The 25,493-nt window shown below is 63.4% G+C and carries 24 protein-coding genes; 8 read left to right on the forward strand and 16 right to left on the reverse strand.

Annotated elements, in window-relative coordinates:
- Window positions 1-24 precede the first annotated feature (24 nt).
- On the reverse strand, window positions 25-1,350 hold the full coding sequence (ugpB, locus tag VSR68_RS31520; RefSeq protein ID WP_342943538.1) for a sn-glycerol-3-phosphate ABC transporter substrate-binding protein UgpB: 1,326 nt from the start codon (window positions 1,348-1,350) through the stop codon (window positions 25-27).
- Window positions 1,351-1,620: 270 nt separating this feature from the next.
- Window positions 1,621-2,715, reverse strand: a complete 1,095-nt coding sequence (gene ychF, locus VSR68_RS31525; RefSeq protein WP_342943539.1) for a redox-regulated ATPase YchF — start codon at window positions 2,713-2,715, stop codon at window positions 1,621-1,623.
- A 277-nt stretch (window positions 2,716-2,992) separates the two neighbouring features.
- Between ychF and VSR68_RS31530 the strand changes: the two genes are divergently transcribed.
- From VSR68_RS31530 to VSR68_RS31550, 5 genes are all read left to right on the forward strand, one after another.
- The gene (locus VSR68_RS31530; protein WP_342943540.1) at window positions 2,993-3,679 is read left to right on the forward strand and encodes a hypothetical protein; all 687 of its coding nucleotides are present in this window, start codon (window positions 2,993-2,995) and stop codon (window positions 3,677-3,679) included.
- Window positions 3,680-3,981: 302 nt separating this feature from the next.
- Entirely contained in the window at window positions 3,982-5,154 is a 1,173-nt protein-coding gene (locus VSR68_RS31535; protein ID WP_342943541.1) for a UbiH/UbiF family hydroxylase, read from the forward strand.
- A gap of 196 nt (window positions 5,155-5,350) precedes the next feature.
- The gene (locus tag VSR68_RS31540; protein WP_342943542.1) at window positions 5,351-6,076 is read left to right on the forward strand and encodes a DsbC family protein; all 726 of its coding nucleotides are present in this window, start codon (window positions 5,351-5,353) and stop codon (window positions 6,074-6,076) included.
- Between the two features lie 128 nt (window positions 6,077-6,204).
- Window positions 6,205-7,995 (forward strand): M61 family metallopeptidase, encoded by a 1,791-nt coding sequence (locus VSR68_RS31545; protein ID WP_342943543.1) that lies wholly within the window; start codon window positions 6,205-6,207, stop codon window positions 7,993-7,995.
- A 165-nt stretch (window positions 7,996-8,160) separates the two neighbouring features.
- On the forward strand, window positions 8,161-8,757 hold the full coding sequence (locus VSR68_RS31550; protein ID WP_342943544.1) for an FMN-dependent NADH-azoreductase: 597 nt from the start codon (window positions 8,161-8,163) through the stop codon (window positions 8,755-8,757).
- Window positions 8,758-9,096: 339 nt separating this feature from the next.
- Here the strand turns inward: VSR68_RS31550 and VSR68_RS31555 are convergent, their stop codons facing one another.
- The 8 genes from VSR68_RS31555 to rpe all read right to left on the reverse strand — a co-directional run bounded on the left by VSR68_RS31555 (window position 9,097) and on the right by rpe (window position 16,461).
- Window positions 9,097-9,906 (reverse strand): uracil-DNA glycosylase, encoded by an 810-nt coding sequence (locus VSR68_RS31555; protein WP_342943545.1) that lies wholly within the window; start codon window positions 9,904-9,906, stop codon window positions 9,097-9,099.
- Window positions 9,907-9,993: 87 nt separating this feature from the next.
- Complete coding sequence (locus tag VSR68_RS31560) at window positions 9,994-10,632, reverse strand: CYTH domain-containing protein (RefSeq protein ID WP_342943546.1); 639 nt, start codon at window positions 10,630-10,632, stop codon at window positions 9,994-9,996.
- Window positions 10,633-10,659: 27 nt separating this feature from the next.
- Window positions 10,660-11,445, reverse strand: coding sequence for an indole-3-glycerol phosphate synthase TrpC (gene trpC, locus VSR68_RS31565; RefSeq protein WP_342943547.1), 786 nt, complete (start codon window positions 11,443-11,445; stop codon window positions 10,660-10,662).
- Between the two features lie 51 nt (window positions 11,446-11,496).
- Window positions 11,497-12,525 (reverse strand): anthranilate phosphoribosyltransferase, encoded by a 1,029-nt coding sequence (gene trpD / locus VSR68_RS31570; protein ID WP_342943548.1) that lies wholly within the window; start codon window positions 12,523-12,525, stop codon window positions 11,497-11,499.
- Window positions 12,526-12,551: 26 nt separating this feature from the next.
- Window positions 12,552-13,139: an aminodeoxychorismate/anthranilate synthase component II gene (locus VSR68_RS31575; protein WP_342943549.1), complete on the reverse strand. Its 588-nt coding sequence runs from the start codon at window positions 13,137-13,139 to the stop codon at window positions 12,552-12,554.
- A gap of 12 nt (window positions 13,140-13,151) precedes the next feature.
- On the reverse strand, window positions 13,152-14,645 hold the full coding sequence (gene trpE / locus VSR68_RS31580) for an anthranilate synthase component I (RefSeq protein WP_342943550.1): 1,494 nt from the start codon (window positions 14,643-14,645) through the stop codon (window positions 13,152-13,154).
- Window positions 14,646-15,035: 390 nt separating this feature from the next.
- On the reverse strand, window positions 15,036-15,776 hold the full coding sequence (locus VSR68_RS31585) for a phosphoglycolate phosphatase (protein WP_342943551.1): 741 nt from the start codon (window positions 15,774-15,776) through the stop codon (window positions 15,036-15,038).
- A gap of 1 nt (window position 15,777) precedes the next feature.
- Window positions 15,778-16,461: a ribulose-phosphate 3-epimerase gene (gene rpe, locus VSR68_RS31590; protein WP_087732413.1), complete on the reverse strand. Its 684-nt coding sequence runs from the start codon at window positions 16,459-16,461 to the stop codon at window positions 15,778-15,780.
- A gap of 308 nt (window positions 16,462-16,769) precedes the next feature.
- Here rpe and apaG point away from each other — a divergent pair, with 308 nt between their 5' ends.
- On the forward strand, window positions 16,770-17,144 hold the full coding sequence (apaG, locus tag VSR68_RS31595; RefSeq protein WP_342943552.1) for a Co2+/Mg2+ efflux protein ApaG: 375 nt from the start codon (window positions 16,770-16,772) through the stop codon (window positions 17,142-17,144).
- Between the two features lie 24 nt (window positions 17,145-17,168).
- Here the strand turns inward: apaG and VSR68_RS31600 are convergent, their stop codons facing one another.
- Window positions 17,169-17,339, reverse strand: coding sequence for a hypothetical protein (locus tag VSR68_RS31600; RefSeq protein WP_342937595.1), 171 nt, complete (start codon window positions 17,337-17,339; stop codon window positions 17,169-17,171).
- Between VSR68_RS31600 and mltA the strand changes: the two genes are divergently transcribed.
- On the forward strand, window positions 17,260-18,492 hold the full coding sequence (gene mltA, locus VSR68_RS31605) for a murein transglycosylase A (RefSeq protein ID WP_342943553.1): 1,233 nt from the start codon (window positions 17,260-17,262) through the stop codon (window positions 18,490-18,492). The two genes, VSR68_RS31600 and mltA, sit on opposite strands and share 80 nt — an antisense overlap.
- Before the next feature lie 125 nt (window positions 18,493-18,617).
- On the opposite strand, the gene paaK is transcribed toward mltA, so the two are convergent.
- The 5 genes from paaK to paaN form a co-directional block, all read right to left on the reverse strand.
- The gene (gene paaK / locus VSR68_RS31610) at window positions 18,618-19,922 is read right to left on the reverse strand and encodes a phenylacetate--CoA ligase PaaK (protein ID WP_342943554.1); all 1,305 of its coding nucleotides are present in this window, start codon (window positions 19,920-19,922) and stop codon (window positions 18,618-18,620) included.
- Between the two features lie 77 nt (window positions 19,923-19,999).
- Window positions 20,000-20,461 (reverse strand): hydroxyphenylacetyl-CoA thioesterase PaaI, encoded by a 462-nt coding sequence (gene paaI, locus VSR68_RS31615; protein ID WP_342943555.1) that lies wholly within the window; start codon window positions 20,459-20,461, stop codon window positions 20,000-20,002.
- Window position 20,462: 1 nt separating this feature from the next.
- Window positions 20,463-21,254, reverse strand: coding sequence for a 2-(1,2-epoxy-1,2-dihydrophenyl)acetyl-CoA isomerase PaaG (gene paaG, locus VSR68_RS31620; RefSeq protein ID WP_342943556.1), 792 nt, complete (start codon window positions 21,252-21,254; stop codon window positions 20,463-20,465).
- Window positions 21,255-21,297: 43 nt separating this feature from the next.
- Complete coding sequence (gene pcaF / locus VSR68_RS31625) at window positions 21,298-22,500, reverse strand: 3-oxoadipyl-CoA thiolase (RefSeq protein WP_342943557.1); 1,203 nt, start codon at window positions 22,498-22,500, stop codon at window positions 21,298-21,300.
- Window positions 22,501-22,638: 138 nt separating this feature from the next.
- Window positions 22,639-24,330, reverse strand: a complete 1,692-nt coding sequence (paaN, locus tag VSR68_RS31630) for a phenylacetic acid degradation protein PaaN (RefSeq protein WP_342943558.1) — start codon at window positions 24,328-24,330, stop codon at window positions 22,639-22,641.
- 136 nt (window positions 24,331-24,466) lie between these two features.
- On the opposite strand from paaN, the gene VSR68_RS31635 reads away from it, so the two are divergent.
- Window positions 24,467-25,243, forward strand: a complete 777-nt coding sequence (locus VSR68_RS31635) for an enoyl-CoA hydratase (RefSeq protein ID WP_342943559.1) — start codon at window positions 24,467-24,469, stop codon at window positions 25,241-25,243.
- The last annotated feature ends 250 nt before the right edge of the window (window positions 25,244-25,493 follow it).

Genomic DNA, 25,493 nt, shown 5'->3' on the forward strand with positions numbered 1-25,493 from the left:
GCGAAGGCGCGCCACTCGTGCGGATCAGCTGCCGGCCTTCTCGAAGCGGCGCAGCAGATCATCGCCACGCGACACCGACGAATCGAGCGCAGCTTTAGGCGTCTTCTTGTCGGCCCAAACCTGTTCGAGTTCTTCGTCGATGATCGTGCGGATCTGCGGCATGTTGCCCAGACGCAGGCCCTTCGTGAACGGCAGAGGCGGCTTGTTGAGCATCTGCTTGCTGGCCGTGTCGCTGCCGGGGTTCTTCTCGTAGAAGCCCTGTTGCTGCGTCAGTTGATAAGCGGCTGTGGTGACGGGCAGATAGCCCGTGTCCTGATGCCATTTCGCGGCGACGGGCGGCGAGCTGAGGTAGGCCAGGAACTTCGCGACGCCCTTGTAGACGGCCGGGTCCTTGCCCGACAACACCCACAGGCTCGCCCCGCCGATGATCGCGTTCTGCGGCGCGCCCTTCACGTTCGTGTCGTACGGCATCATGCCCGTGCCGAAATTGAACTTCGCGTACTTGCGGATCGTCGCGAGCGAGCCGGATGAATTCGTGATGATCCCGCAGTCGCCGCTATAGAACTTCGATACGGGTTCGTCCTTGCGGCCTGCGTAGGTGAACGTGCCTTCCTTGGCCATCTTCTGCAGGAACGCGATGTGGGCGATCTGCAGCGGCTTGTTGAATGCGAGCTGCGCATCGGCGCCGTCGAAGCCGTTATTTTCCGTCGCGAACGGCGCGCCGTGCCACGCACTGTAGTTCTCGAGCTGAATCCAGCTTTGCCACCCCGACGAATAGCCGCACGACAGGCCCGCTGCTTTCAACTTCTGCGCATCCTGCTCGACTTCGGCCCAGGTCTTCGGCGGCGCGTTGGGATCGAGACCGGCTTTCTTGAAGGCGTCCTTGTTGTAGTAGAGGACGGGCGTCGAGCTGTTGAACGGCATCGAAATCAGATGGCCCGTTTTCGAGTCGCTGTAATAGCTGGCGATGGTCGGCACGAAGGCTTTCTCGTCGAGTGTCATGCCTGCCTGCTTGAACACATCGGACACGGGGACGACGGCTTTCCTGGCCTGCATCATCGTCGCCGTGCCGACTTCATAGACTTGCAGGAGCGCGGGCGCATTGCCGCTGCGATACGCAGCGATGCCGGCGGCCAGCGTCTGGTCGTAGGTGCCTTTGAAGACGGGGACGATCTTGTAGTCGCTCTGCGATGCATTGAAGTCGTTGGCGATCGCGTTCAGGCGTTCGCCGAGCGCGGCTTCCATCGCGTGCCAGAACTGGATTTCGGTGGCGGCATGCGCGCCTTGATGGACGCCCAAGGCCAGAACGGCCGCGGCGGACAGCGAACGAAACAGCGGCTTGCAATGCATCGAGAGTCTCCTTTTTTGTCGAACGCGCGTTGCGCGGTGCGCGATTCTAGTTCTGGTCGATGACAGGAAAGCGTCGGTGATTTTTCTAAATGCCAGGTCCGTGGTCGAAAGGGCAATTTAACATCGAAGAATGGTGCGAGAAAGCGCGATTACCCGAAGCGCCGATTGATGTTCGCACAACGAGGGCGAAAAAAAGCCGCGTCGATACGCGGCTTTTCTCTGCATCTGGCATCTCGCGTCGTGCGGCGAGATGCATTTGACAATCGTTCGTCAGACGTTGAACAGAAAATTCATCACGTCGCCATCATGCACGACGTACTCCTTCCCTTCGGCGCGCATCTTGCCCGCTTCCTTCGCGCCTTGCTCGCCCTTATACGTGATGAAGTCGTCGAAGCCGATGGTCTGCGCGCGGATGAAGCCGCGCTCGAAGTCCGTATGAATCGCGCCAGCGGCTTGCGGCGCCGTGTCGCCGACATGAATCGTCCACGCGCGCACTTCCTTCACGCCCGCCGTGAAGTACGTTTGCAGGCCCAGCAGCTTGAAGCCCGCGCGAATCACGCGGTTCAGGCCCGGCTCGTGCATGCCCATGTCGGCGAGAAACACTTCCTTGTCTTCATCGTCGAGATCGGCGATTTCGGCTTCGATCGCTGCGCACACGGCGACAACGGGCGCTTTTTCCGTCTCAGCGTACTTGCGCACGGCATCCAGATGCGGATTGTTCTCGAAGCCGTCTTCCTTCACGTTCGCCACGTACATCGCCGGCTTGGCCGTGATCAGACAGAACGGCTTGATCAGCAGACGCTCTTCGTCCGTCAGGTCGAGCCCGCGAACCGGCTTCGCCTGGTCCAGTTGCGCGCGAACCTTTTCCAGCACGGCGGCGAGCTTCACCGCTTCCTTGTCGTTGCCCGACTTCGCGGCCTTCGCGTAGCGCGTGAGCGCCTTTTCGACGGTCGCCAGATCGGCGAGCGCGAGTTCGGTGTTGATCACTTCGATATCCGACACCGGGTCGATCTTGCCCGCGACGTGAATCACGTTTTCGTCTTCGAAGCAGCGCACGACATGCGTGATCGCATCGGTTTCGCGGATGTTCGCGAGGAACTGGTTGCCGAGGCCTTCGCCCTTGCTCGCGCCGGCGACGAGGCCCGCGATATCGACGAATTCCACGACGGCGGGCAGGATGCGTTCCGGCTTGACGATTTCCGCGAGCGCCTTCAGACGCGCGTCCGGCACCTCGACCACGCCGACGTTCGGCTCGATCGTGCAGAACGGATAGTTTTCGGCGGCGATGCCCGCCTTGGTCAGCGCGTTGAACAGGGTGGACTTGCCGACGTTAGGCAGGCCGACGATGCCGCATTGGAGGCTCATGGAAAACCTTTCAGATCAGTGTTTACGGCTTTGCCGGTGCGCCTCGCACAGCCCGGCGAGAGCGGGATCAGGAAAGCCGCAAAAAGAAATTGGGGACGAGACAGGCAGTACGCATTCGGGCGTTTGGACCACGATTCTGTACCGGATTTTGTGCTCGAAAAACGGCAATTGTAACGCTTTCGGACGCCTTGATCGGAGCGGATGGAGCGGGTGGGAAGCGTGCCGAGAGATCGGGCCGACGTATAAAGAATCTGTCGAATGTGGCCGATATAGCGCAGTGACAGGGCAATTGACCATGTCAGGCCGAACAAATAACGCTACGGGGGATGCAATGAGGTGGATCAAGGCTGTAACCGTTCTTGCGACGGTTGGCCTGTTTTCAGGCTGCGCGCACAACGTGCAAGTTTCGTCGCAGTCCGGCGCGGCGGAAGTGATGAGCACGCGGGTAAAGCAGGACAAGGCGTACATGGTGTTCAGTGACAACCTTGCGACTGCCGGAAAAGATGTGAAGCCCGGGTTTGCATGCGGGGCTCATAGCTATCCGATGTATATCGGGGAAACGTTGGAAAGCTCACTGTCGAAGACGGTCGAAGCCGCTTTCCCGAAAGCTGTCAGAAACGGCGGCGCAATTCCCGCGGCAGGTGACGGCCTTGTGTTCAAGTTCGATCTGTCCGAATTCGATCCGCGCATTCGCTTTACGCCCGGCTTCTTCGTCCCGACTGCGGATGCGAACGTCGACATTGCCATTCACGCACGGGTGTCGGACAAGGGTGGCAAGGAACTGATCGCAACGACGTTCCGCGGACAGGGCCATTCGAGTCAAGACGGCTCGTGCGGCGTGGGGGCAGACGCACTCGCAGAAGCGGGCAAGAAAGCCATCGCCAATGCGATGGAAAACTTCGTCGACAAGGTGATCAACACCGGCGTGCTCGATACGGTGACGACGACAGCTGCAAGCAAATAGCAATCTGATGCGGTCCGTGGGCCAGGCGATTCGTACATGACCGGCTGTTTGCGCGGCCGGTCGTGGAGCACCGCCCTTATTGCCGCGCTGAGGTGGCGTCGTCTGCCTGGGGCCTCACGGACCTGCCGATACACGTTCTGGCGACGAACGGAGTCCCGGCCAATTGTCTCCCGCTGCACGTCTACGCGTGCGCCCGACGTGCATCAACCATCGGCCCAACAAGGCGCAAACCCAACGCCCAAACCCGGCCGTACCCCGTCCCGCTGGTCCGTCCCCGACACCCCCGCAGCTATAATGCCCGGATGAACGCTCACCACTCATCCTTCGACGTCGCCGTGATCGGCGGAGGGCTCGTCGGCAAGACCGCGGCGCTTGCGCTCACGCAATGCGGGCTGCGCGTCGCGCTGCTCGCACAGCATTGCCAGCCGCTGCCCGGCGACGCCGTGTTCGACTCGCGCATCTACGCGCTGTCCGCGAGTTCGCAGGCGCTGCTCGAGCGTCTGCGCGTGTGGCAGGCGCTCGACGCATCGCGGCTCTCGCCCGTCTACGACATGCGCGTCTACGGCGATGCGCACGCCGAGCTGCATTTTTCGGCGTTTCAGGCGTCCGTGCCGCAGCTTGCGTGGATCGCGGAATCGTCGCTGATCGAACACGCGCTCGACGCCGCGCTGCGCTTTCAGCCCAATCTCACGTGGCTCGATACGCGCGCGCAAGGGCTCGACGTAAAAACGGGCGGCGCGACGATCGGCCTCGCGAACGGCAATGTGCTCGAAGCGGACCTCGTCGTCGGCGCGGATGGCGCACATTCGTGGGTGCGCGCGCAGATCGGCTCGAAGACGAACCGGCGCGACTACCGGCAGACAGGCGTCGTCGCGAACTTCAAGGCCGAGCGGCCGCACGGCGAGACCGCGTATCAATGGTTTCGCGACGGCGAGATCATCGCGCTGCTGCCGCTGCCGGACGGCCACGTGTCGCTCGTCTGGTCGGCGCTGACCGATCACGCGAATACGCTCATCAGACTCGATCCGGCGCAGCTTGCGGCGGAAGTCGAACGTGCGACGATGGGCGCGCTCGGCAAGCTCGAATGCGTGACGCCCGCTCAAGGTTTTCCGCTCGCGCTGCAAACCGTCGACCGGCTGGTTGCGCCGCGCGTGGCGCTCGTCGGCGATGCCGCGCATCTGATCCATCCGCTCGCCGGTCAGGGGATGAACCTCGGCTTGCGCGACGTGGCTGCGCTGGTGGACGTGATCGCGAAGAAAGAGGCGTTCCGCGACCTCGGCGACACGGTGCTGCTGCGCCGCTACGAACGCTCGCGCAGCGAGGACATCCGCGCGCTGACCATCGCCACCGACGGCCTTCAGCGGCTGTTTTCGCTGCCGGGCAACATCGCGCGCGCGGTCCGCAATACGGGGATGGCGTTCGTCGGCGGGCAGCAACTGGTCAAACGCTGGCTGGTGTCGGCGGCGCTGGGCTGAAACGCCGGGCATGTACGTTGCGCCTCGATCGGCGGGGCGCATGTGTGACAGGATAGGTCACGAGGCATACCATCCGTAACGCGGCTCCCGATGCGACGCAAGCGCGATCGGGAACACGGGCGGAACATAAACACGGGCGCCGCAGACGGCAGAAGGCCGCAAACGTCGGCGCCAAAATCGAATCAGGAGTAGCAGCATGAAGCAACGTATCCGCATCGCCGCGCTGGCGCTGGCCGTCGTGACGGCCGCGCTCGGCTGTTCCGCGCAGGCCGACCAGACCACCGACAAGCTCAAGGCAACGCTGCAATCGCGCCTCGCCGAAGCGTCGATCAAGAGCGTGACGAAGTCGCCGATCGCCGGTCTGTACGAAGTGAACATCGGCTCGCAGATCATCTACAGCGACGCGACGGGCGACTATCTGCTGCTCGGCGACATGGTCGATTCGAAGACGCGCAAGAACCTGACGGAGGCGCGTCTGTCGGAGGTCAATCGCATCGACTTCGCAAACCTGCCGTTCGGCGACGCCGTGAAGGTGGTGAAGGGCAACGGCAGCCGCAAGATCGCCGTGTTCTCCGATCCGAACTGCCCGTATTGCAAGCAGCTCGAATCGACGCTCAAGTCGATGGATAACATCACCGTCTACACGTTCCTGTATCCGGTTCTGTCACCGGACTCGACGGTGAAGTCGAAGTCGATCTGGTGTTCCGCCGACCGCGCGAAGGCCTGGGAAGCGTGGATGCAGGACCGTCGCGCGCCGACCGCGCCGGGCACTTGCGACACAGCTGCCATCGACAAGAACCTGAAGCTCGGCCAATCGATGAACGTGAGCGGCACGCCGACCATCTTCCTCGCCGACGGCCGCCGCCTGCCGGGCGCCGTGCCCGCAGAGGAACTGGACAAGGCGTTGACGTCGGCGCGCTGAGCGAGGCGCATCGCCCGTCCGAATCTGTCTGAACAAGGAGGCGCGCGGCGCCTCCAATCACATGCAGCACCGTTGCTGCCCGTTTGAACCTTCCGAATCCCTCCCCGAGTTTTCACACACGAGCGCCGATGAAGCCGATCCGCTACACCATCGTTCCGAAGCAGCCCGCCGCCCATATTTTCGAAGTCACCGTCACCGTCGCCGAACCCGATCCGTCGGGCCAGCGCTTCATGCTGCCTGTCTGGATTCCGGGCAGCTATATGGTCCGCGAATTCGCGCGCAACATCGTCACGCTGCGCGCGTTCAACGATGCGGGCCGCAAGGTGCGCATCGAAAAGACCGACAAGCAGACGTGGCAGGCCGCGCCCGTGAAGGGCTCGCTGACGCTGCGCTACGAGGTGTACGCGTGGGACATGTCGGTGCGGGCCGCGCATCTGGATGACACGACGGGCTTCTTCAACGGCACGAGCGTGTTTCTGTCGCCGCTCGGTTTCGAGGACGCGCGGTGCGTCGTCGATATCCAGGAGCCGGCGGGCCCGCAGTTCCGCAACTGGCGGGTCGCGACGGCGCTGACGGAAGCGCGCGGCACGAAGCGCTACGCGTTCGGCGAGTACACCGCGCAGAACTACGACGAGCTGATCGACCATCCCGTCACGCTCGGCGAATTCGCGCTCGCGACCTTCAAGGCGCACGGCGTGCCGCACGACATCGTGATCGCGGGGCGCGTGGTCGGGCTGGATATGGCGCGGCTGTCGGCGGATTTGAAGCGTGTGTGCGAAGCGCAGATCGCGCTCTTCGAGCCGCGCTCGAAAAAAGCGCCGATGGACCGCTACGTCTTCGTGACCCAGGCCGTCAGCGATGGCTACGGCGGGCTCGAGCATCGCGCATCGACGGCGCTGATCTGCAACCGTTCGGATTTGCCCGTCGTCGGCCGCGACGAGATGACGGACGGCTATCGCACGTATCTGGGCCTGTGCAGCCACGAGTACTTCCACACGTGGAACGTGAAGCGCATCAAGCCCGCGCCTTTCGCGCCGTATGACCTGACGCAGGAAAATTACACGTCGCTGCTGTGGCTCTTCGAGGGCTTCACGTCGTACTACGACGATCTGATGCTGGTGCGCAGCGGTCTTATCAAGGAAGCCGAATACTTCACGCTGCTCGGCAAGACGATTGGCGGCGTGCTGCGCGGCAGCGGGCGTCTGAAGCAGACGGTCGCCGAAAGCTCGTTCGACGCATGGGTCAAGTATTACCGTCAGGACGAGAACGCCTCGAACGCGATCGTCAGCTACTACACGAAGGGCTCGCTGGTCGCGCTCGCTTTCGATCTGACGATTCGCGCGCAAACGCAGAACCGCAAATCGCTCGATGACGTGATGCGCCTCCTGTGGCAGCGCTACGGACGCGACTTCTATCGCGGCAAGGCAAACGGCATCGAAGAGTCGGAGGTCGAGGCGCTGTTCGCGGAAGCGACGGGCGCCGATCTGTCCGACCTTTTCGCCGAAGGCGTGCGCGGCACGCGCGATCTGCCGCTCGAAGCGCTGCTCGAACCGTTCGGCGTGACGCTCGAGGCCGACGTCGACGCGAAGGCGAAGCCGTCGCTCGGCGCGCGCGTGCGCAACGGCGCGGATTGCTCGCTCGCGGCCGTCCACGACGGCGGCGCGGCGCAGAAGGCGGGCCTTTCGGCAGGCGACGTGCTGATCGCGATCGACGGGCTGCGCGTGACGGGCTCGAATCTCGACGCGCTTCTGTCGCGCTATGTGCCCGGCGCCAAAGTGGAAGTGCACGCGTTCCGGCGCGACGAGTTGCGCGTCGCGCAGGTGAAGCTCGACGGGCCCGACGTGTCGCGCTACAAGCTCACGCCGAACGACAGGCGCGCGTCGGCGAGCTCGGCGCGCAAGCGCTGGCTGGGGAAATAACGGCGCGCCACCGCTTGCCGGCGACTGCCGCCGGCTCGCTACCAGACGGCGGATTGTTCTATCGATGCAACAATCCGTCGCCGCCGCGGTACTTTTTCCGCGCCGGGTAAAAAAACACAATGGCTCCACTCGCGCAACACAGCGCGCCCCTCACTGGAGTCACAGATGACCACGATCCTGCAAATCAACTCGTCGGCTCGCTCGCAAGGCGCTCAGTCGACGCTCCTCGCCAACGAACTGACGGCAAAGCTGCAACAATCGAACCCGGGCGCGCGAGTCGTCGTCCGCAACCTGCACGAAGAAGCGCTGCCGCACCTCGACGACGCGATCCTCGGCGCATTCTTCACGCCGGCCGAGCAGCGCACGGCCGAGCAGCAAGCGATTTCCTCGCGCAGCGAAGCGCTGATCGCTGAACTGCAAGCCGCCGACATCGTCGTGATCGGCGCGCCGCTGTACAACTTCGGCATCTCGTCGCAACTGAAGACGTACTTCGACTTCATCGCACGCGCTGGCATCACGTTCAAGTACGGCGCTAACGGTCCGGAAGGCCTCGTGAACGGCAAGAAGGTGTTCGTGGTTTCGGCTCGCGGCGGCAAGTACGTCGGCACGCCGGGCGACACGCAGACGCCTTACCTGAAGACGTTCCTCGGGTTCCTCGGCATGACCGACGTGAACTTCATCTACGCCGAAGGCCTGAACATGGGTCCGGACGCGGCGACCGCGGCACTGGCGGGCGCACGCGAAGCGATCGCCGCAGCGTAAGCACTCGACGGGTTCGCACGGCGAGCCTTTCGGTAGCCTGTTCGTCGACGGGATGCGGGTATCGGCCGTATCGCACCGGCAAACGAAAACGCCACGGAACACAATTCCGTGGCGTTTTGTTTTTGACGGCAGGCAACGGGCCCGCTTCGTGCGATGCACGAAAGTCGGCTGTTTCTCCCTTTTTTGATATGGATGACTAACTAAATTGCGCAAGAAGTGCGCTTGCGCATTGGCTGTAGTCAGCAGCAAGGGAGTGTAGAAGCGGGCGCCGCAGGCAAGATCGCCCGCGGCAAAAAATCTCAATCCACCGACAGCGGAGGCATCCTCTTCCGTCGGACGCTATGCGAAAACTTCGCCGTTTTCCGGCAAACGCCAGTCGATAGACGCGCGACCGTGCCCTTCGAGAAACTCGTTGGCGAGCGCGAAGTGCCGGCAGCCGAGGAACCCCCGGTGTGCGGACAGCGGCGACGGGTGCGGCGCTTCGAGCACGCAATGCGACTTGCCGTCGAGCAGCGCGCGCTTCGCTTGCGCATGCGCGCCCCACAGCATGAAGACGAGGTTGTCGTGGCGCATCGCAAGCTCGTGGATCAGCGTGTCGGTGCATTTTTCCCAGCCGCGCTTCGCGTGGCTCGCAGCGCGATCGCGTTCGACGGTCAGCACTGTGTTGAGCAGCAGCACGCCCTGTTTGGCCCAGGCATCGAGGCAGCCGTGCTGCGGCGTTTCATAGCCGAGGCTCGCGGCAATTTCCTTGAAGATGTTCCGTAGCGACGGCGGCGGACGTACCGACGGCGGCACCGAAAACGCGAGCCCATGCGCCTGCGGCGTGCCGCGGTCTTCGCCGTGATACGGGTCCTGGCCGAGAATCACGACTTTGACGTCGTCGGGGCTCGTCAGGCGCAGCGCGCGGAATACGTCGGCGGGATAGACGGTCTTTCCGGCCGCACGCTCGCCGTCGACGAAACGACATAGCGGCGCATAGGTGTCACTGTCGATGAAAGGCTTCAGGTGCGCGCGCCATGCGGGCGGCAACGCGTCGAACTGCGATTCGAGCGTCTGGATATCGGCGGCGGGAGAGGGCGCGGCGTCGGCGTCGTCGGCGAACAGGGACGGCTGCGCCGGCTGGATGGGGGAGCGTTTTGCGGAATTCATGGCGGGCTAGTGTGGCAGCAAACGCCTGAGCGCTCAAGCATCGCTGCGTGCGCGCTTCGCTTTGCGGCTCGCGCGCGGTGAGCCGCGTTACCGGGAGCTGCCGCCTTCGCGCAGACGATAACCGCGCTGCGCCTTGCTGACGTCGTCGGGGCGCAGGCCGTGAATCGCTTTCGCCAGTTCCGCCGACAACGCGTGCAGCGCGCCCGCATCGCCGTGCTTCAGCTCCAGCTCGATCTCGCAGATCGGCGCGCGGCGCGTTTCGCCGTTCACGTCCGCGCGGATCTCGCCCTGGTCGATCGCCGCTTCGACGTCAGCGGCCTCGATCCTTACATGCCATAGCGTCCGTGAAAAATTGGTGCTGAAAAGCGGGATCAGTTCGTCGCGCGCGTTGCGCAGCGCTTCTTTCGACGGCTCGTCGTCGCAGGCATCGAGCAGCACGTCGACTTCGAGCGCATTGCCTTTGACAGGCATTTCCCATTCGTGCCGGTTGTGCAAACCGCCTGTCGACGTGCCGACCGTCTTGTACGTCTGCAGCCAGCCGTCCGGCGTGCGGCGCACGCGCACCGCACTTTTTGCGCGCGCGAGCGTCAGCGCCGGCGTGTCGAAGTAGCTGTTTTCCAGCGCGATCGTGCGGCCCGCGCGGCCGGTGCGCTGGATGAACCATTGCGTCGCCGCGCCAACCTGATCCGCCGGCAGCGACAGCTTGATTTCCTGTTCCATGCCCATCGCGTGCTTCGCTCCCGAACTCGCTGATCAGAAGAACATTCGCGCAAGTTCCGCGCCCGGCTCTTCCGCGCGCATGAACGCCTCGCCGACGAGGAACGTGTTCACGTCCATCGCGCGCATCCGCTCGACGTCGGCGCGCGACAAGATGCCCGATTCGGTCACGACGATGCGGTCCTTCGGGATCATGTCCAGGAGGCCGAGCGTCGTTTCGATCGACGTTTCGAACGTGCGCAGATTGCGATTGTTCACGCCGATCAGCGGCGTTTTCAGCGTGAGCGCTTCGACCAGCTCGTTCTTGTCGTGCACTTCGACCAGCACGGCGAGGCCGAGCGAATGCGCGTACGCTTCGAGGTCCTGCATCTGCGAGGTTTCGAGCGCGGCGACGATCAGCAGGATTGCGTCGGCGCCCATCGCGCGCGCTTCGAGAATCTGATACGGATCGACGATGAAGTCCTTGCGCAAAACGGGCAGCGTGCAGGCGGCGCGCGCCTCTTCCAGATACTGCGCGTTGCCCTGGAAGAACTGCGCGTCGGTGAGCACGGATAGACACGCCGCGCCATGCTTCGCGTACGAGCGCGCGATGTCGGCGGGCACGAAATGCTCGCGCAGCACGCCTTTCGACGGGCTCGCTTTCTTGACTTCGGAGATCACGGCTGCGAGGCCGGCCTCATGCTTCGCGCGAATCGCACCGACGAAATCGCGCAGATCGCGCGCCGACGCCTGCAGGCGCAATTCTTCGAGCGGCGCGCTTTGCTGCGCGATGCGCACTTCTTCGCGCTTGACGTCGATGATGCGGTCCAGAATGTCGCTCATATGAATCCCGTTGCCTCGTGAAAGCCTGGTTAATGCCTGATTAGCGCGTGGTCATTGCTTGAATCGCTGCGTGAAGCGGACCAGTTCGTCGACCTTCGCGCGCGCCTTGCCGCTGGCGATGGCTTCGCGGGCCTGTTGAATGCCGTCCGCGATCGATGCCACGACGTTCGCCGCGTACAGCGCCGTGCCCGCGTTCAGCGTGACGATCTCGCGCGCGACGCCCGGCTTGTTGTCGAGCGCTTCGAGCAGCAGCGTCTTCGATTCGTTGGCGTCGGCCACTTTCAGTGTGCGGTTCGACACCATCTGCATGCCGAAGTCCTCCGGGTGAATCTCGTACTCGCGCACTTCGCCGTCGCGCAGTTCGCCGACGAGCGTCGCCGCGCCCAGCGATACTTCGTCCATGCCGTCCATACCATACACGACCAGCACGTGGCTTGCGCCGAGACGCTCCATTACGCGAACCTGAATGCCGACGAGATCCGGGTGAAACACGCCTTGCAGCTGGTTCGGCGCGCCGGCGGGGTTCGTCAGCGGACCGAGGATGTTGAAGATGGTCCGCACGCCGAGTTCGCGGCGCACGGGCGCGATGTTCTTCATCGCCGGGTGATGGTTCGGCGCGAACATGAAGCCCATGCCCGTTTCGGCGATCGATGCGGCCACCTGTTCCGGTTGCAGGTCGATATTGACGCCGAGCGCTTCGAGCACGTCGGCGCTGCCCGACTTGCTCGACACGCCGCGATTGCCGTGCTTCGCGACCTTCGCGCCCGCCGCCGCCGACACGAACATCGTCGCCGTCGAGATGTTGAACGTGTGCGATCCGTCGCCGCCCGTCCCGACGATATCGACGAAGTTCGAGTTGTCCTCCACGTCGACGTGACGCGCGAACTCGCGCATCACCGTGGCGGCCGCCGTAATTTCGCCGATGGTCTCTTTCTTGACGCGCAGCCCCGTGATGATCGCGGCGGCCATCACGGGCGACATGTCGCCGCGCATGATGAGGCGCATCAGGTGCAGCATCTCGTCGTGGAAAATCTCGCGGTGCTCGATCGTGCGCTGCAGCGCTTCTTGTGGCGTGATCATGGTGATGTCTCCTTGTTGTGCGCTGCTTATGCGGTGCGGAGTGCAGCCTTCGACTGCTTCACGAAGTTTTCAAGCAGTGCGTGGCCGTGTTCCGACAGGATCGATTCCGGATGGAACTGCACGCCTTCGACGGGCAGCGTCTTGTGACGCACGCCCATGATTTCGCCGTCGTCGGTCCATGCGGACACTTTGAGACAATCGGGCAGCGATTCGCGCTCGATCGCGAGCGAGTGATAGCGCGTGACGGTGAAATGCTTCGGCAGGTCGGCGAATACGCCTTTGCAATCGGTTTCGATCTGGCTCACCTTGCCGTGCATGATCGTCTTCGCGCGCACGACGCGGCCGCCGAACGCTTCGCCGATCGCCTGATGACCGAGGCACACGCCGAGAATCGGATACTTGCCTGAGAATTCGCGCAGCACGTCGAGCGTGATGCCCGCGTGTTGCGGATTGCTCGGTCCCGGCGACAGACAAATGCGCTCGGGGTTGAGCTTCGCGATTTCGTCCAGCGTGATTTCGTCGTTGCGATAGGTCCGCACGTCTTCGCCGAGTTCGCCGAAGTACTGGACCAGGTTATAGGTGAACGAGTCGTAGTTGTCGATCATCAGCAGCATGGTCAGTCTCCGTCAGAAGTCGCTATCGAGGCCGTCTTGCACTTGCTCGGCGGCGCGCAGCACGGCGCGCGCCTTGTTCTCGGTCTCTTGCCATTCGGATTCGGGCACCGAGTCGGCGACGATGCCCGCCGCCGCCTGCACATACAGATTGCCGTTGGCGATCACGCCCGTGCGGATCGTGATCGCGAGGTCCATCTCGCCTGTGAACGACAGGTAGCCGACTGCGCCGCCGTACAGGCCGCGCTTCACGGGCTCCAGTTCATCGATCAGTTCCATCGCGCGCACCTTGGGCGCACCCGACAGCGTGCCCGCCGGGAACGTTGCGCGCAGCACGTCGAAATTGGTCATGCCCGGCTTCAGCTTGCCCTCGACGGAACTGACGATGTGCTGCACGTGCGAGTACTTTTCGATCACCATCTTGTCGGTCACGGCCACCGAGCCGATCTGCGCGATGCGGCCCACGTCGTTGCGCGCGAGATCGATCAGCATCACGTGCTCGGCGATTTCCTTCGGGTCGTTCAGCAGTTCGGTCGCGAGTTCGGCGTCGCGCTCGGGCGTGTTGCCGCGCGGACGCGTGCCCGCGAGCGGACGGATCGTGACGATCCGGTCTTCGCCGCGCTTTTCCTGGCGCACGAGAATTTCCGGCGACGCGCCGACCACGTGAAAGTCGCCGAAGTTGTAGTAGTACATGTACGGCGACGGATTCAGCGAACGCAGCGCGCGATACAGCGACAGCGGGTTGTCGCGATACGGCTTCGTCAGGCGCTGACCAACCTGCACCTGCATCAGTTCGCCGGCGGCGATGTATTCCTTCGCCTTGCGCACGGCGGCGAGATAGTCGTCCTTCTTGAACTCGCGATAGATATCGGTGCGCACGCTCGCCGACGTGACGGGCGGCTGCACGGTCGTGCGCAGGCGCTGCTTCAGTTCGCGCAGACGCTGCTTCGCGCGCGTGTACGCTTCGGGCGTCGTCGGATCGGCGTAGATCACGAGGTACAGCTTGCCTGCAAGGTTGTCGATGACGGCGACTTCTTCCGTCAGCAGCAGCTGGATGTCGGGCAGGTTCAGATCGTCGGGCGGGGCCGTGTGCGCGAGCTTTTTCTCGATGTAGCGCACGGCGTCATAGCCGAAGTAGCCGGCGAGACCGCCCGCGAAACGCGGCAGGCCCGGACGCAGCGCGACCTTGAAACGGCTCTGGAACTGCTGGATGAATTCGAGCGGATCGCCGTCGTGTGTCTCGACGACCTTGCCGTCCTTCACCACTTCCGTCGCGCCGTTGCGCGTGCGGACCAGCGTGCGCGCCGGCAGGCCAATGAACGAGTAGCGTCCGAAGCGTTCGCCGCCCACCACCGACTCCAGCAGAAACGAGTTCGCGCCGTTGCGCTCGGTTTGCGCGAGCTTCAGGTACAGCGAGAGCGGCGTTTCGAGGTCGGCGAGCGCTTCGGCGATCAGCGGGATGCGATTGAAGCCCTCGTTTGCGAGGGACTGAAATTCGAGTTCGGTCATGTTCCGATCCTGTTCGTGCGTCCGGCCGCGGCGGGCGTCGGACAAAGCGGGGCTGCGTTACCGGTCGAATGTGCTCGTCACAGGTGATGAAACCGGCGCGCGCTTTCCCGACGACGCTTGCACGGCTTCACAGCACGACGATAGTACGCAAGGTACGCGACGGCTAGCGGAAACGCGGTGCAGCGAAGTTAAGCCGGTCGATTGACGATCGCGGCAGTTCGGGAAAAGCGCGTGAGCGCAGCGAAGTAAAAAACGGGTGCCGAAGACGAGCTTCGGCGTACCTCAGGGCGAGGTATCAGCGCGACCAGCGACGCCAGGGCCAGGCTCCCCGGTCGATCGTGCTCAGACTCCGTTTTTTATTCAGAAACATGAGGAAGACTTGGTTAAAAGTCAGGGATTAGATGCTGCCGATTGTACTGCATTGTGCGCTGCGATCGCCTTGGCGGCGCCCAACAGCGACGCAACTATACCATCGGATTTTATGGTTTGAACAGATTCGCCGTGATTGTAGCCATATGGGACGGTCAGCGTCGCCATGCCGGCTGCGCGGCCCGCGAACGCGTCGTTCTGCGAATCGCCGATCGCGACGGCCGCTTTGGGCTCGACGCCCAGCGCTTCGCAGGCGGTGAGCATCGGCAGCGGATCGGGCTTTTTCGCCGCGACGCTGTCGCCGCCCAGCACGACGCCGAAGTAGCGCAGCAGACCATATCGCTCGAGCAGTTGCGTTGCGAAGCGATGCGGCTTGTTGGTCACGCACGCGAGCTTGAGGCCCGCGTCGCGCAACGCGATCAGGCCCGCCTCGACATCGGGATAGAGCCGCGTATGCAGACCATTGACCTTCGCGTACTCCTCCTGATAGATCGCGAGCGCCTCGTCGAAACGCGACTGCGCCAGTTCAGTCTCGAAGCGCGGCGCGAGCACGCTGCGGATCAGGTGCTCGGAGCCCTTGCCGACGTAGTCGATCACTTCTTCGCGCGTGGTTTCTTCGGCGTCGAACTGCGCGAGCATGCCGTTCAGCGACGCCGTGAAGTCGTCGGCCGTATCGACCATCGTGCCGTCGAGGTCGACGATGGCCGCTTGCAGCTTGCCGGCCGGGAACGTGGGAGCGGGGTAACGGGATGTCGCGTCCATCTCAGCGCCCGACGGAAGCCAGCGCGCCGCGCATCTGGTCGATCACCGACTTGTAGTCGGGCTTGCCGAAGATCGCCGAGCCCGCGACGAACGTGTCCGCGCCGGCGGCCGCGATTTCCGCGATGTTGTCGACTTTCACGCCGCCGTCCACCTCGAGATGAATCTCGCGGCCGGTCTTTTCCTTGTAGGCGTCGATGCGCGCGCGCGCTTCGCGCAGCTTGTTCAGCGCCTCGGGAATGAACGACTGGCCGCCGAAGCCCGGATTCACCGACATGATCAGCACCAGGTCCAGCTTGTCCATCACGTGGTCGATGTAATTCAGCGGCGTGGCGGGATTGAACACGAGGCCGGCCTTGCAGCCGTGGTCGCGGATCAGCGACAGCGTGCGGTCGATGTGATCCGAGCCTTCCGGATGAAAGCTGATCACGTTCGCGCCGGCCTTCGCGAAATCGGGCACGATGCGGTCGACGGGGCGGACCATCAGATGCACGTCGATAGGAACCTGCACGTGCGGACGGATCGCTTCGCACACGAGCGGGCCGATCGTCAGGTTGGGCACGTAATGGTTGTCCATCACGTCGAAGTGGATCCAGTCGGCGCCGGCAGCGACGACGTTGCGGACTTCTTCCCCGAGCCGCGCAAAATCGGCGGACAGGATGCTGGGAGCGATGCGGAATTGGGTCATGGCTGTGGGGAGGGCGGGAGACGGAAAGCCGTTATTTTAGCGCCGCCACGCGCGCTGCGGCCCTGGGCGAGACGCATCGGCGGGATCGCCGGCTGCGCCGCTCGACGGCCTGTCCGTGTCCTGTCCCCGTCGCGTCCCCGCCTTGTCCGTTCGGCCGACGCGGTTGCGAGCGTGCGCGGCATGAAGCAGAATGCCAAACCATGTCAATCCCTCTGCGGGTGCGCCGCGATCAGCGCGAGAGCCGCCTGCAGACGGTCTCGCGCGGTCGATAGCCCGCGTTGCTCACCATCGGAATCAGGCGAATCAGCATGAGCCAGTACGAATTTAGCGTCTCTTCCCAAGTCCGATACATCGCCGAAGAGTCGGACCCGGAGCATCGAAAGTACGCGTTCGCCTATACGCTGAGCATTCGCAACACCGGCCAGGTGACGGCGCAATTGATCGCGCGACACTGGATCATCACGGATAGCGAAAATCGCGTTCAGGAAGTGAAAGGGCTGGGCGTCGTCGGGCATCAGCCGCTGCTGAAGCCCGGCGAGCAGTTCGAATACACGAGCTATGCGGTGATCGCGACGCCCGTCGGCACCATGCGCGGGGAATATTTCTGCGTTGCCGAGGATGGCGAGCGCTGGGAGGCGCCCGTGCCGGAATTCGTTTTGCGCATGCCGCGCACGCTGCATTGAACTGAAGGTGCCGCGCGCGGTCGGTCAGCGACGCGGTTGTTGCTGCGGCGGGACCGGTTTCGCGTCCTGCTTCTGGCGTGCGGCTTTCTTCTTGCCGGACGCCGTCCACACAACGATGAAAATCAGCAGGAAGAGCGCGAGGAGCGACTCCAGCGCGAAGATGAGCATCGGGTATTCGTCGAACAGATCAGACATGGCAGTTTCCATCAAGAACAATCATTGTATGCGCTTTGCCAGTCGGGCCGCCGCTTGGGCGGGGGCGCTGTCGGTTGCCGTGTTGCTTGCGTCGTGCGGGGGAGGCGGCGCGCTGCGGCCGTCCGTTTCGCCGCCAACGGGCGCCGCGGTCATCCCCGGCCAGATGGCCGCCCAGCGACTGACGGCCGTTGCGTGGCGACAGGTGCCGGGCTGGCAGGACGATTCGCTGATCGGCGCGGCGGCGGCGCTGCGGCAGAACTGCGTGCGCCTCGCGAGCCAGCCGACGTGGCGGCGCGCATGCGCGGCGGCCTTGCTGCTCGACGACCTCGACGTGGCCAGCGCGCGCACTTTCTTCGAAACCTACTTCACGCCGTTTCAGTTTGCCAATACCGACGGAACCTTGGACGGCCTCGTGACAGGCTACTACGAGCCGCTGCTGCGCGGCTCGCGCGTGCGTCATGGCGTGTATCAGACTGCCTTGTACCGTTGGCCCTCGGCGTATCGTCCGGGTGCTCCTCTGCCGGCGCGCGCGCAACTCGAGCGCTCGGGCGTGCTGAACGGCAATGAGCTCGTCTGGGTGGACGACCCCATCGAGGCGTTCTTCCTGCAGGTTCAGGGCTCGGGACGCATCGTGATGGAAGACGGCAGCGTGATGCGCGTCGGCTTCGGCGGGACGAACAACCAGCCGTACAAGTCGATTGGCCGGTGGCTGCTTGACCAACGCGAACTCACGCCCGCACAGGCAACCATGCAAGGCATCAAAGGCTGGGCTCGCGCGAACCCGACGCGCGTGGATGCGTTGCTCGATACGAACCCGCGCTTCGTGTTCTTCCGCGAGATGCCTTCGAACGAGCCGATGCCGTCGGGCGGCGCCGATGGTCCGATTGGCGCGTTGGGCGTGCCGCTGACGCCCGAGCGGTCGATTGCCGTCGATCCTTCGTCGATTCCGCTTGGCACGCCAGTGTTCCTGCAGACGACTCGTCCGATGACCAATGCGCCGATGAATCGCCTGGTATTCGCGCAGGATACGGGCACGGCGATCAAGGGCGGCGTGCGTGCAGATTACTTCTGGGGCCTCGGCGATGAAGCCGGCGATCTGGCGGGCAAGATGAAACAGGCCGGACGGATGTGGCTGCTGCTGCCCAATTCGTAAGCGCTGTTCTTCTGTTGAGCTTCGGTTTTTGCTCTTGGGTTTTTGCCGATGAATGGCCCGACGGCGGCTCATGCTGCCGTCGGGCTTTGCTTATGCGCTACGTCTCAGCACGGTAACGTCGACGGTCAGGCGTTCGCTTTGCGCTTGTCCACCACGCGACGCGCCTTGCCCACCGAGCGCTCGATTCCGTTGACACCTAATATGACGACATTCGCAGTCACGCCGATCATTGCCTTGATGTCATACGCGAGCGCCTGTTTCGCGGCGCTCAGCGCGGCCGTATCCGGCGCGGTCTCCGGACACGGTTCGACATTCAGCGTCATCACGTCGAGCGGTCCTTCCTTGGTCAGCACGATCTGATAGTGCGGCGCCAGCGCGTGCTGCTTCAGCAGAAGCTCTTCGATCTGCGTCGGGAACACATTGACGCCGCGGATGATCATCATGTCGTCCGAGCGGCCCGTGATCTTTTCCATTCGACGCATCGTGCGCGCGGTGCCTGGCAGCAGACGCGTGAGATCGCGCGTGCGATAACGGATGATGGGCAGTGCTTCCTTCGTCAGCGACGTGAACACGAGTTCGCCAAGCTCGCCGTCCGGCAGCACTTCGCCCGTCTCGGGATTGATGATTTCCGGATAGAAGTGGTCTTCCCAGATCGTCGGACCGTCCTTGGTCTCGACGCATTCCGAAGCCACGCCCGGCCCCATCACTTCGGACAGACCGTAGATGTCCACTGCGTCGATACCCATCCGCTCTTCGATCGCGAGGCGCATGTCGTTGGTCCACGGTTCCGCGCCGAAGATGCCGATGCGCAGCGAGCATTCCCTGGGATTGACGCCTTGGCGTTCCAGTTCGTCGGCGATCGACAGCATGTAGCTCGGCGTCACCATGATGATGTCGGGGCGGAAATCCTGGATCAGTTGCACCTGCTTCTCGGTTTGCCCGCCGCCGAACGGAATCACCGTCAGGCCCGCGCGCTCGGCGCCATAGTGCGCGCCGAGGCCACCCGTGAAGAGGCCGTAGCCGTAACTCACATGCACCTTGTCGCCGCGCCGCGCGCCCGCCGCGCGAATCGAGCGCGCGACGAGATTGGCCCAGTTGTCGATGTCGCGCGCGGTATAGCCGACGACAGTCGGCTTGCCCGTCGTGCCCGACGACGCGTGAATTCGCGAGATCCGCTCCTGTGGCACGGCGAAGAGGCCGAACGGATAGTTGTCGCGCAGATCCTTCTTCGTGGTGAACGGAAAACGCGACAGGTCGGAAAGCGATTTCAGCTCGGACGGATGTACGCCTGCTTCATCGAACTTACGACGATAGACGGGCGAATTTTCGTACGCATGCGTGAGCGACCATTTCAGCCGTTCGAGCTGGAGCGCGGCGAGCTCGTCGCGGCTCGCCTTTTCGATCGGGTCGAGCGGGAGCGGGGTAGTCATCGGGTGTCTCCTTTCTTTCAGAATAGGTTGCCGCGCGAGAGGCGGAGCAGTGATGTGTGGCGCGATCAGGTGCCGCGTCAGTTGTCGATGGGAATCACCGTGCCTTTGATCTGTGCGGACTTGCCGCGAAACATCGCAACGGTCTCGTTTGCTCGATTCGTGACACGAATGTCGTAAATGCCGCTGCGGCCGCTTAGTGTCTGCTCGACCGCTTCCGCCGTGAGGATGTCGCCGCCTTTCACCGGCCGCAGAAACTCGATCGAGCAGCCCGCGGCGACGGTGCTGATGTTGTACGAGTTGCAGGCGAAGGCGAACGCCGTATCGGCGAGCGTGAACATCAGTCCGCCGTGGCAGATCTGATGTCCGTTCAAAAACTCGGGCCGCACGCTCATGCGCATGCGCGCATAGCCTGCGCGTACCTCGACGATTTCGATGCCGAGCGCCTGACTGCAGGCGTCCTTGGCGTACATGGCGTCGGCGGTTGCGCGGGCGAGTTGGTCGGGCGTCATCGTGTTGTTCAGGTCAGGTTGCGTGGACATGTCAGCGGCCCTCGAAGCGCGGCGCGCGTTTTTCGATGAACGCACGGACACCTTCCCCATAGTCATGCGATGCGCCCAGTTCGCGCTGCATGTCGCGTTCGAGATCGAGTTGCTGGTCGAGTGTTTGTGTCGCGCTTGCTCGCATGGCCTGCTTGATCTCGGCGATGGCACGCGTTGGCTGCTGCGCGAGCTGTGCTGCCAGTTTGGCTGCCGTGCTTTGCAGGTCGGCATCGTCGACGGCTTGCCATATGAGACCCCAGTTTTCCGCTTTTTCCGCGCTGAGCTTGTCGCCGGTGATCGCGAGACCCAACGCGCGCGCCATGCCGACGCGCTGCGGCAGGAACCACGTACCGCCGGAATCGGGCACCAGACCGATTTTCACGAATGCCTGAATGAAGCTCGCCGAGCGCGCGGCCAGCACGAGGTCGCACGCCAACGCGAGATTCGCGCCGGCTCCTGCCGCGGTGCCGTTCACGGCCGCGATCACCGGCAGCGGAAGAGCCTGCAAGCGGCGGATCAACGGATTGAAGTGCTTGTCGATCAGGTCGCCCAAATCGGTCATTGCGCCCGGCGTGAAATCGAGATCGGCGAGATCCTGGCCGGCGCAGAAGCCGCGGCCCGCGCCCGTAAGCACAAGCGCTCGGGCGCCTGCTGCTGCGACTGCGTCCAGCGCCGCGCCCAGTTCCTGATGCATCGCGCGCGTGAAACTGTTCAGCTTGTCGGGACGGTTCAGCGTCACAGTGGCGACGCGCGTGGCCGCGTCGATGTCTACGCGGATCGCTTCATATGGCATCGGTTGTCTCCTCGTCTCCATACGGAATTCAGTGTCGCGCCGTTCAGACGCGCTCGATCGCGAGCGCGATGCCCTGGCCGACGCCAATGCACATCGTGCACAGTGCAAAACGTCCATTGATGCGCTCAAGCTGATACAGCGCCGTCGTGATCAGACGCGCACCCGATGCGCCGAGCGGATGGCCGAGCGCAATGGCGCCGCCATTCGGATTCACACGCGGGTCGTCGTCGCGCACGCCGAGTTGACGCAGAACGGCAAGACCTTGCGATGCGAACGCTTCATTGAGTTCGATGACGTCGAACTGGTCGAGCGTCATGTCGAGCTGCTTCAGGAGTTTTTGCGTGGCGGGCGCGGGGCCGATGCCCATGATGCGCGGCTCGACGCCGGCCGTCGCCATGCCGAGCACGCGGGCGCGGCGGCGCAGGCCATATTGGTCTGCGGCGGCCTGATTGGCGAGCAGCAGCGCGCACGCGCCGTCGTTGACGCCCGATGCGTTGCCCGCTGTCACCGATCCATCCGGGCGCACGACGCCCTTCAGCTTGCCGAGCGCTTCGAGCGATGTTTCGCGCGGATGCTCGTCGAGTGTCACGCGAACCGGCTCGCCTTTTTTCTGCGCAATCTCGACGGCGACGATCTCGTGCGCGAGCGTACCGTCGCGTTGCGCGCGCGCGGCCTTCTGCTGGCTGCGTAGCGCGAACGCGTCCTGATCGGCGCGACTCACGTTGAAGTCAACGGCGACGTTTTCTGCTGTCTCGGGCATCGAGTCGACGCCGTAGGCGCGCTTCATCTGAGCATTGACGAAGCGCCAGCCGATGGTCGTGTCATGGATTTCGGATTGCCGCGAAAACGCGGAAGTTGCCTTGCCCATCACGAACGGCGCGCGAGTCATGCTTTCCACGCCGCCTGCGATCATCAAACGCGCTTCGCCGGCCTTGATGGTGCGAGCTGCCGTACCGACTGCGTCCATGCCCGATCCGCACAGACGGTTGAGTGTTGCGCCGGGCGCGTCCGTCGGCAGTCCTGCGAGCAGCGCCGACATGCGCGCGACGTTGCGGTTGTCTTCACCCGCCTGATTCGCGCAGCCGTAGATCACATCGTCGAGCGCGCGCCAGTCCACGCCCGGGTTTCGTTCGATCAGCGCCTTGATCGGAACGGCGCCGAGGTCGTCGGCGCGGACGTCTTTGAGGGCGCCGCCATAGCGGCCGAAGGGAGTGCGGATCGCGTCACAGATAAAGGCGTCAGTCATGTCGGAGTTCCTGCGAAGAGGGGCCGGCGCGGACACCGGCCCATGGACTGCATGTTAGTGCGACGTTTGGTGCGCGATCAGTCGGCCGTAAGTCATAGGCCAAAACGTCGGTCAAACGTCCTATATCGTTCGGCCGACTTACGCCGGAACAGCGTTCGGTTCAACATGAACCCGGCTTTGAACGACGCGGAAGCGATTCGCCACGAAGGCCGCGTCGGCGAGTGCGGCGTTGGCAGCGGGGTTGGCGCCCGTGCCGTGAAAGTCCGAGAACGCAGCCGACTGATTGACGAACACGCCGCCCGTCAGGTTGATGGACAGTGCGACGCCCCCGCGAATCGACGCTTCCTCGGCCGCTTCGATCACCTTGTCGTCGGTGCTGTAGACGGAAAGAGTCAGCGCGCCGTGCTCGGCGGCGATACGTCCGGCCAGATCAAGCGACTGGTCCGTCGAGTCAGTCGCGATCACGAAGGCGATCGGGCCAAACCACTCGCGTGTGAACTGTGCCTCGTCTTTCGCGGCATCGAGTTGCAGAACCAGCGGGGTGCGCACGCGGGCGCCCGCGAACGCCGGGTGTTCTAGCGACTGGCTATCCGCAAGAACACGTCCGAGCTTGCGCGCTTCGTCGAGGCGTTGGGTCACGCTTTCGTTCTGGATCGCGCCGAGCAACTCGACGGCGCGGGCCGGATCGGAGCAGAGTTTCTGGACAGCGCCGGCAAGTGCCTCAGCGACGGCATCGAAAGAGACGGTGCCTTCGGCGGTGCGAATGCCGTCGCGCGGCACGTAAATGTTTTGCGGTGCCGTGCACATCTGTCCGGAGTACAGCGCGAGCGAAAAGGCGATGTTGCGCGTGACCGATTTGAGGTCGTCGGCGGAGTCGATCACGATCTGGTTGACGCCCGCCTTTTCGGTAAAGACCTGTGCCTGGTGCGCGTTGCGCTCCAGCCAGGTACCGTTTTGCGTGCTGCCCGTGAAGTCGATCAGCTTGATTTCCGGGCGGCGCGCGAGGTTCTGGACGAGTTCTCCATCGTTGGGATCGGTCGCGAGCAAGGTCACGACGTTCGGATCGAAGCCGGCTTCACGCAGCACGTCACGGGCGATGCGCACGGTGATCGCGAGCGGAAGGATCGCGCCAGGGTGCGGCTTGACGATGACAGTGTTGCCGGTCGCAAGGTCGGCGAAGAGGCCGGGGTAGCCGTTCCACGTCGGGAAAGTGCAGCATCCGAGCACGAGGGCCGTGCCGCGCGGCACGATGTTGAAGCGCTTTTGCATCGCAAGCGGCGGGTTCTTGCCTTGCGGTTTTTCCCAGTGAGCGTCGGCAGGAATGCGGCGCAGCTGGTCCCATGCGTAGGCGATGGCTTCGAGTGCGCGGTCCTGGGCGTGTGGACCACCCGCCTGGAACGCCATCATGAAAGCCTGGCCGGTCGTGTGCATCACGCTATAGCCGATCTCGAAGCTCAAGCGATTGATACGCGCGAGGATTTCGAGACTCACGCCGATCCACGCTTTCGGACCGGCTTCGCGCCATTTGCGTTGAGCTTGGGCAGCGGCAGCGATCAGTGCATCCGGCTCTGATTTCGGGTAGCGGATGCCAAGCGGAAAACCGAACGGGGATTGCTCTGCACCAACAGTCTCGCCCGTGCTCGGCTGGTCGAGTTCGAACGTCTTGTTCAGATGGGCCTTGAATGCCGCTTCGCCGTCCGCGTTCGCGGTTTCCCCGTACACTTTGGGACTCGGCATTTCCGGGAACGGACTCCAGTAGCCGCGGCTCTCGATGGCGGTAAGAGCTTTCTGCAGCGTGTCTTCGTGCTTCGTAAATAGCGGATGGGTCATGGCGGGCGAGGTGCTCATTGAACGTTAGAGGAAACCTTGTCGATTCATTGACCGACCGGTTGGTTGGTGAATGTTAGCATTATTAGGATGCAGCGCGAGCCCCTCGCGCCTGCAGGTAAACACTTAGGAGAAGTGCATGGCTTTCGAGAACATTCTGGTTGAGACACGTGGCCGCGTAGGTCTTATTACGTTGAACCGTCCGAAGGCGCTCAACGCGCTCAACGACGCTCTGATGGACGAACTCGGTGAGGCGCTGCGTACGTTCGACTCGGATGAAGGTGTTGGCGCGATTGTCATCACTGGGAGTGAAAAGGCGTTTGCGGCGGGTGCGGACATCGGAATGATGGCGACCTATTCCTATATGGACGTCTACAAGGGCGACTACATCACGCGAAATTGGGAAGCCGTCCGATCGATTCGGAAGCCGATCATCGCAGCAGTGGCCGGTTTCGCATTGGGTGGCGGCTGTGAGCTTGCGATGATGTGCGACATCATCTTTGCAGCCGACACGGCAAAGTTCGGTCAGCCGGAAATCAAGCTCGGGATCATGCCGGGTGCGGGCGGCACGCAGCGACTGCCGCGTGCTGTGTCGAAGGCGAAGGCGATGGATATGTGCCTGACGGCCCGGTTCATGGACGCCGCTGAAGCGGAACGCGTTGGTCTGGTGTCGCGTGTGATTCCCGCGGCGACGTTAATCGATGAGGCCATCGCAGCGGCAGCAACGATTGCCGAGTTTCCGATGCCGGCGGTGATGATGGTGAAGGAGTCCGTCAACCGTGCTTACGAGACTACTTTGGCCGAGGGTGTGCATTTCGAGCGCCGGCTGTTCCACTCGTTGTTCGCAACCGAGGACCAGAAGGAAGGGATGGCGGCGTTCGTCGAAAAGCGTAAACCCGTCTTCAAGCATCGTTGATGAAAGTGGTCGAAAAACCGCTTGCAACGGCGCAGGCAAGCGCCTAGAATTCCGCTCTTTCGCGCGGCGGACACCGCGGCGCGAGGGAAGCGGGGAAGGCGGGAGAGCCGGTAGTGATGCGGTTTTCCGGCGAGGTCGGCAGGGACTTCGGTAGTAAAAAACCTGTTGACGAACACCGGAAGGTTCTTCATAATCTCGTTTCTCTGCTGCTGATGCAGCAACGCAGTGAAGGCAAGGCGCCTCCTGCGGA

Origin of the sequence: Paraburkholderia phymatum, assembly GCF_038900715.1 — a bacterium.
In the GTDB taxonomy this organism is placed as follows: Bacteria; Pseudomonadota; Gammaproteobacteria; order Burkholderiales; family Burkholderiaceae; genus Paraburkholderia; species Paraburkholderia phymatum_A.

Excerpts from the sequence above, each read along its gene's own strand:
- ugpB (WP_342943538.1), bottom strand. The coding sequence starts at position 1,350 with ATGCATTGCAAGCCGCTGTTTCGTTCGCTGTCCGCCGCGGCCGTTCTG.
- ychF (WP_342943539.1), bottom strand. The coding sequence starts at position 2,715 with ATGAGCCTCCAATGCGGCATCGTCGGCCTGCCTAACGTCGGCAAGTCC.
- VSR68_RS31535 (WP_342943541.1), top strand. The coding sequence starts at position 3,982 with ATGAACGCTCACCACTCATCCTTCGACGTCGCCGTGATCGGCGGAGGG.
- VSR68_RS31540 (WP_342943542.1), top strand. The coding sequence starts at position 5,351 with ATGAAGCAACGTATCCGCATCGCCGCGCTGGCGCTGGCCGTCGTGACG.
- VSR68_RS31545 (WP_342943543.1), top strand. The coding sequence starts at position 6,205 with ATGAAGCCGATCCGCTACACCATCGTTCCGAAGCAGCCCGCCGCCCAT.
- VSR68_RS31550 (WP_342943544.1), top strand. The coding sequence starts at position 8,161 with ATGACCACGATCCTGCAAATCAACTCGTCGGCTCGCTCGCAAGGCGCT.
- VSR68_RS31555 (WP_342943545.1), bottom strand. The coding sequence starts at position 9,906 with ATGAATTCCGCAAAACGCTCCCCCATCCAGCCGGCGCAGCCGTCCCTG.
- VSR68_RS31560 (WP_342943546.1), bottom strand. The coding sequence starts at position 10,632 with ATGGGCATGGAACAGGAAATCAAGCTGTCGCTGCCGGCGGATCAGGTT.
- trpC (WP_342943547.1), bottom strand. The coding sequence starts at position 11,445 with ATGAGCGACATTCTGGACCGCATCATCGACGTCAAGCGCGAAGAAGTG.
- trpD (WP_342943548.1), bottom strand. The coding sequence starts at position 12,525 with ATGATCACGCCACAAGAAGCGCTGCAGCGCACGATCGAGCACCGCGAG.
- VSR68_RS31575 (WP_342943549.1), bottom strand. The coding sequence starts at position 13,139 with ATGCTGCTGATGATCGACAACTACGACTCGTTCACCTATAACCTGGTC.
- trpE (WP_342943550.1), bottom strand. The coding sequence starts at position 14,645 with ATGACCGAACTCGAATTTCAGTCCCTCGCAAACGAGGGCTTCAATCGC.
- VSR68_RS31585 (WP_342943551.1), bottom strand. The coding sequence starts at position 15,776 with ATGGACGCGACATCCCGTTACCCCGCTCCCACGTTCCCGGCCGGCAAG.
- rpe (WP_087732413.1), bottom strand. The coding sequence starts at position 16,461 with ATGACCCAATTCCGCATCGCTCCCAGCATCCTGTCCGCCGATTTTGCG.
- apaG (WP_342943552.1), top strand. The coding sequence starts at position 16,770 with ATGAGCCAGTACGAATTTAGCGTCTCTTCCCAAGTCCGATACATCGCC.
- mltA (WP_342943553.1), top strand. The coding sequence starts at position 17,260 with ATGAAAATCAGCAGGAAGAGCGCGAGGAGCGACTCCAGCGCGAAGATG.
- VSR68_RS31600 (WP_342937595.1), bottom strand. The coding sequence starts at position 17,339 with ATGTCTGATCTGTTCGACGAATACCCGATGCTCATCTTCGCGCTGGAG.
- paaK (WP_342943554.1), bottom strand. The coding sequence starts at position 19,922 with ATGACTACCCCGCTCCCGCTCGACCCGATCGAAAAGGCGAGCCGCGAC.
- paaI (WP_342943555.1), bottom strand. The coding sequence starts at position 20,461 with ATGTCCACGCAACCTGACCTGAACAACACGATGACGCCCGACCAACTC.
- paaG (WP_342943556.1), bottom strand. The coding sequence starts at position 21,254 with ATGCCATATGAAGCGATCCGCGTAGACATCGACGCGGCCACGCGCGTC.
- pcaF (WP_342943557.1), bottom strand. The coding sequence starts at position 22,500 with ATGACTGACGCCTTTATCTGTGACGCGATCCGCACTCCCTTCGGCCGC.
- paaN (WP_342943558.1), bottom strand. The coding sequence starts at position 24,330 with ATGACCCATCCGCTATTTACGAAGCACGAAGACACGCTGCAGAAAGCT.
- VSR68_RS31635 (WP_342943559.1), top strand. The coding sequence starts at position 24,467 with ATGGCTTTCGAGAACATTCTGGTTGAGACACGTGGCCGCGTAGGTCTT.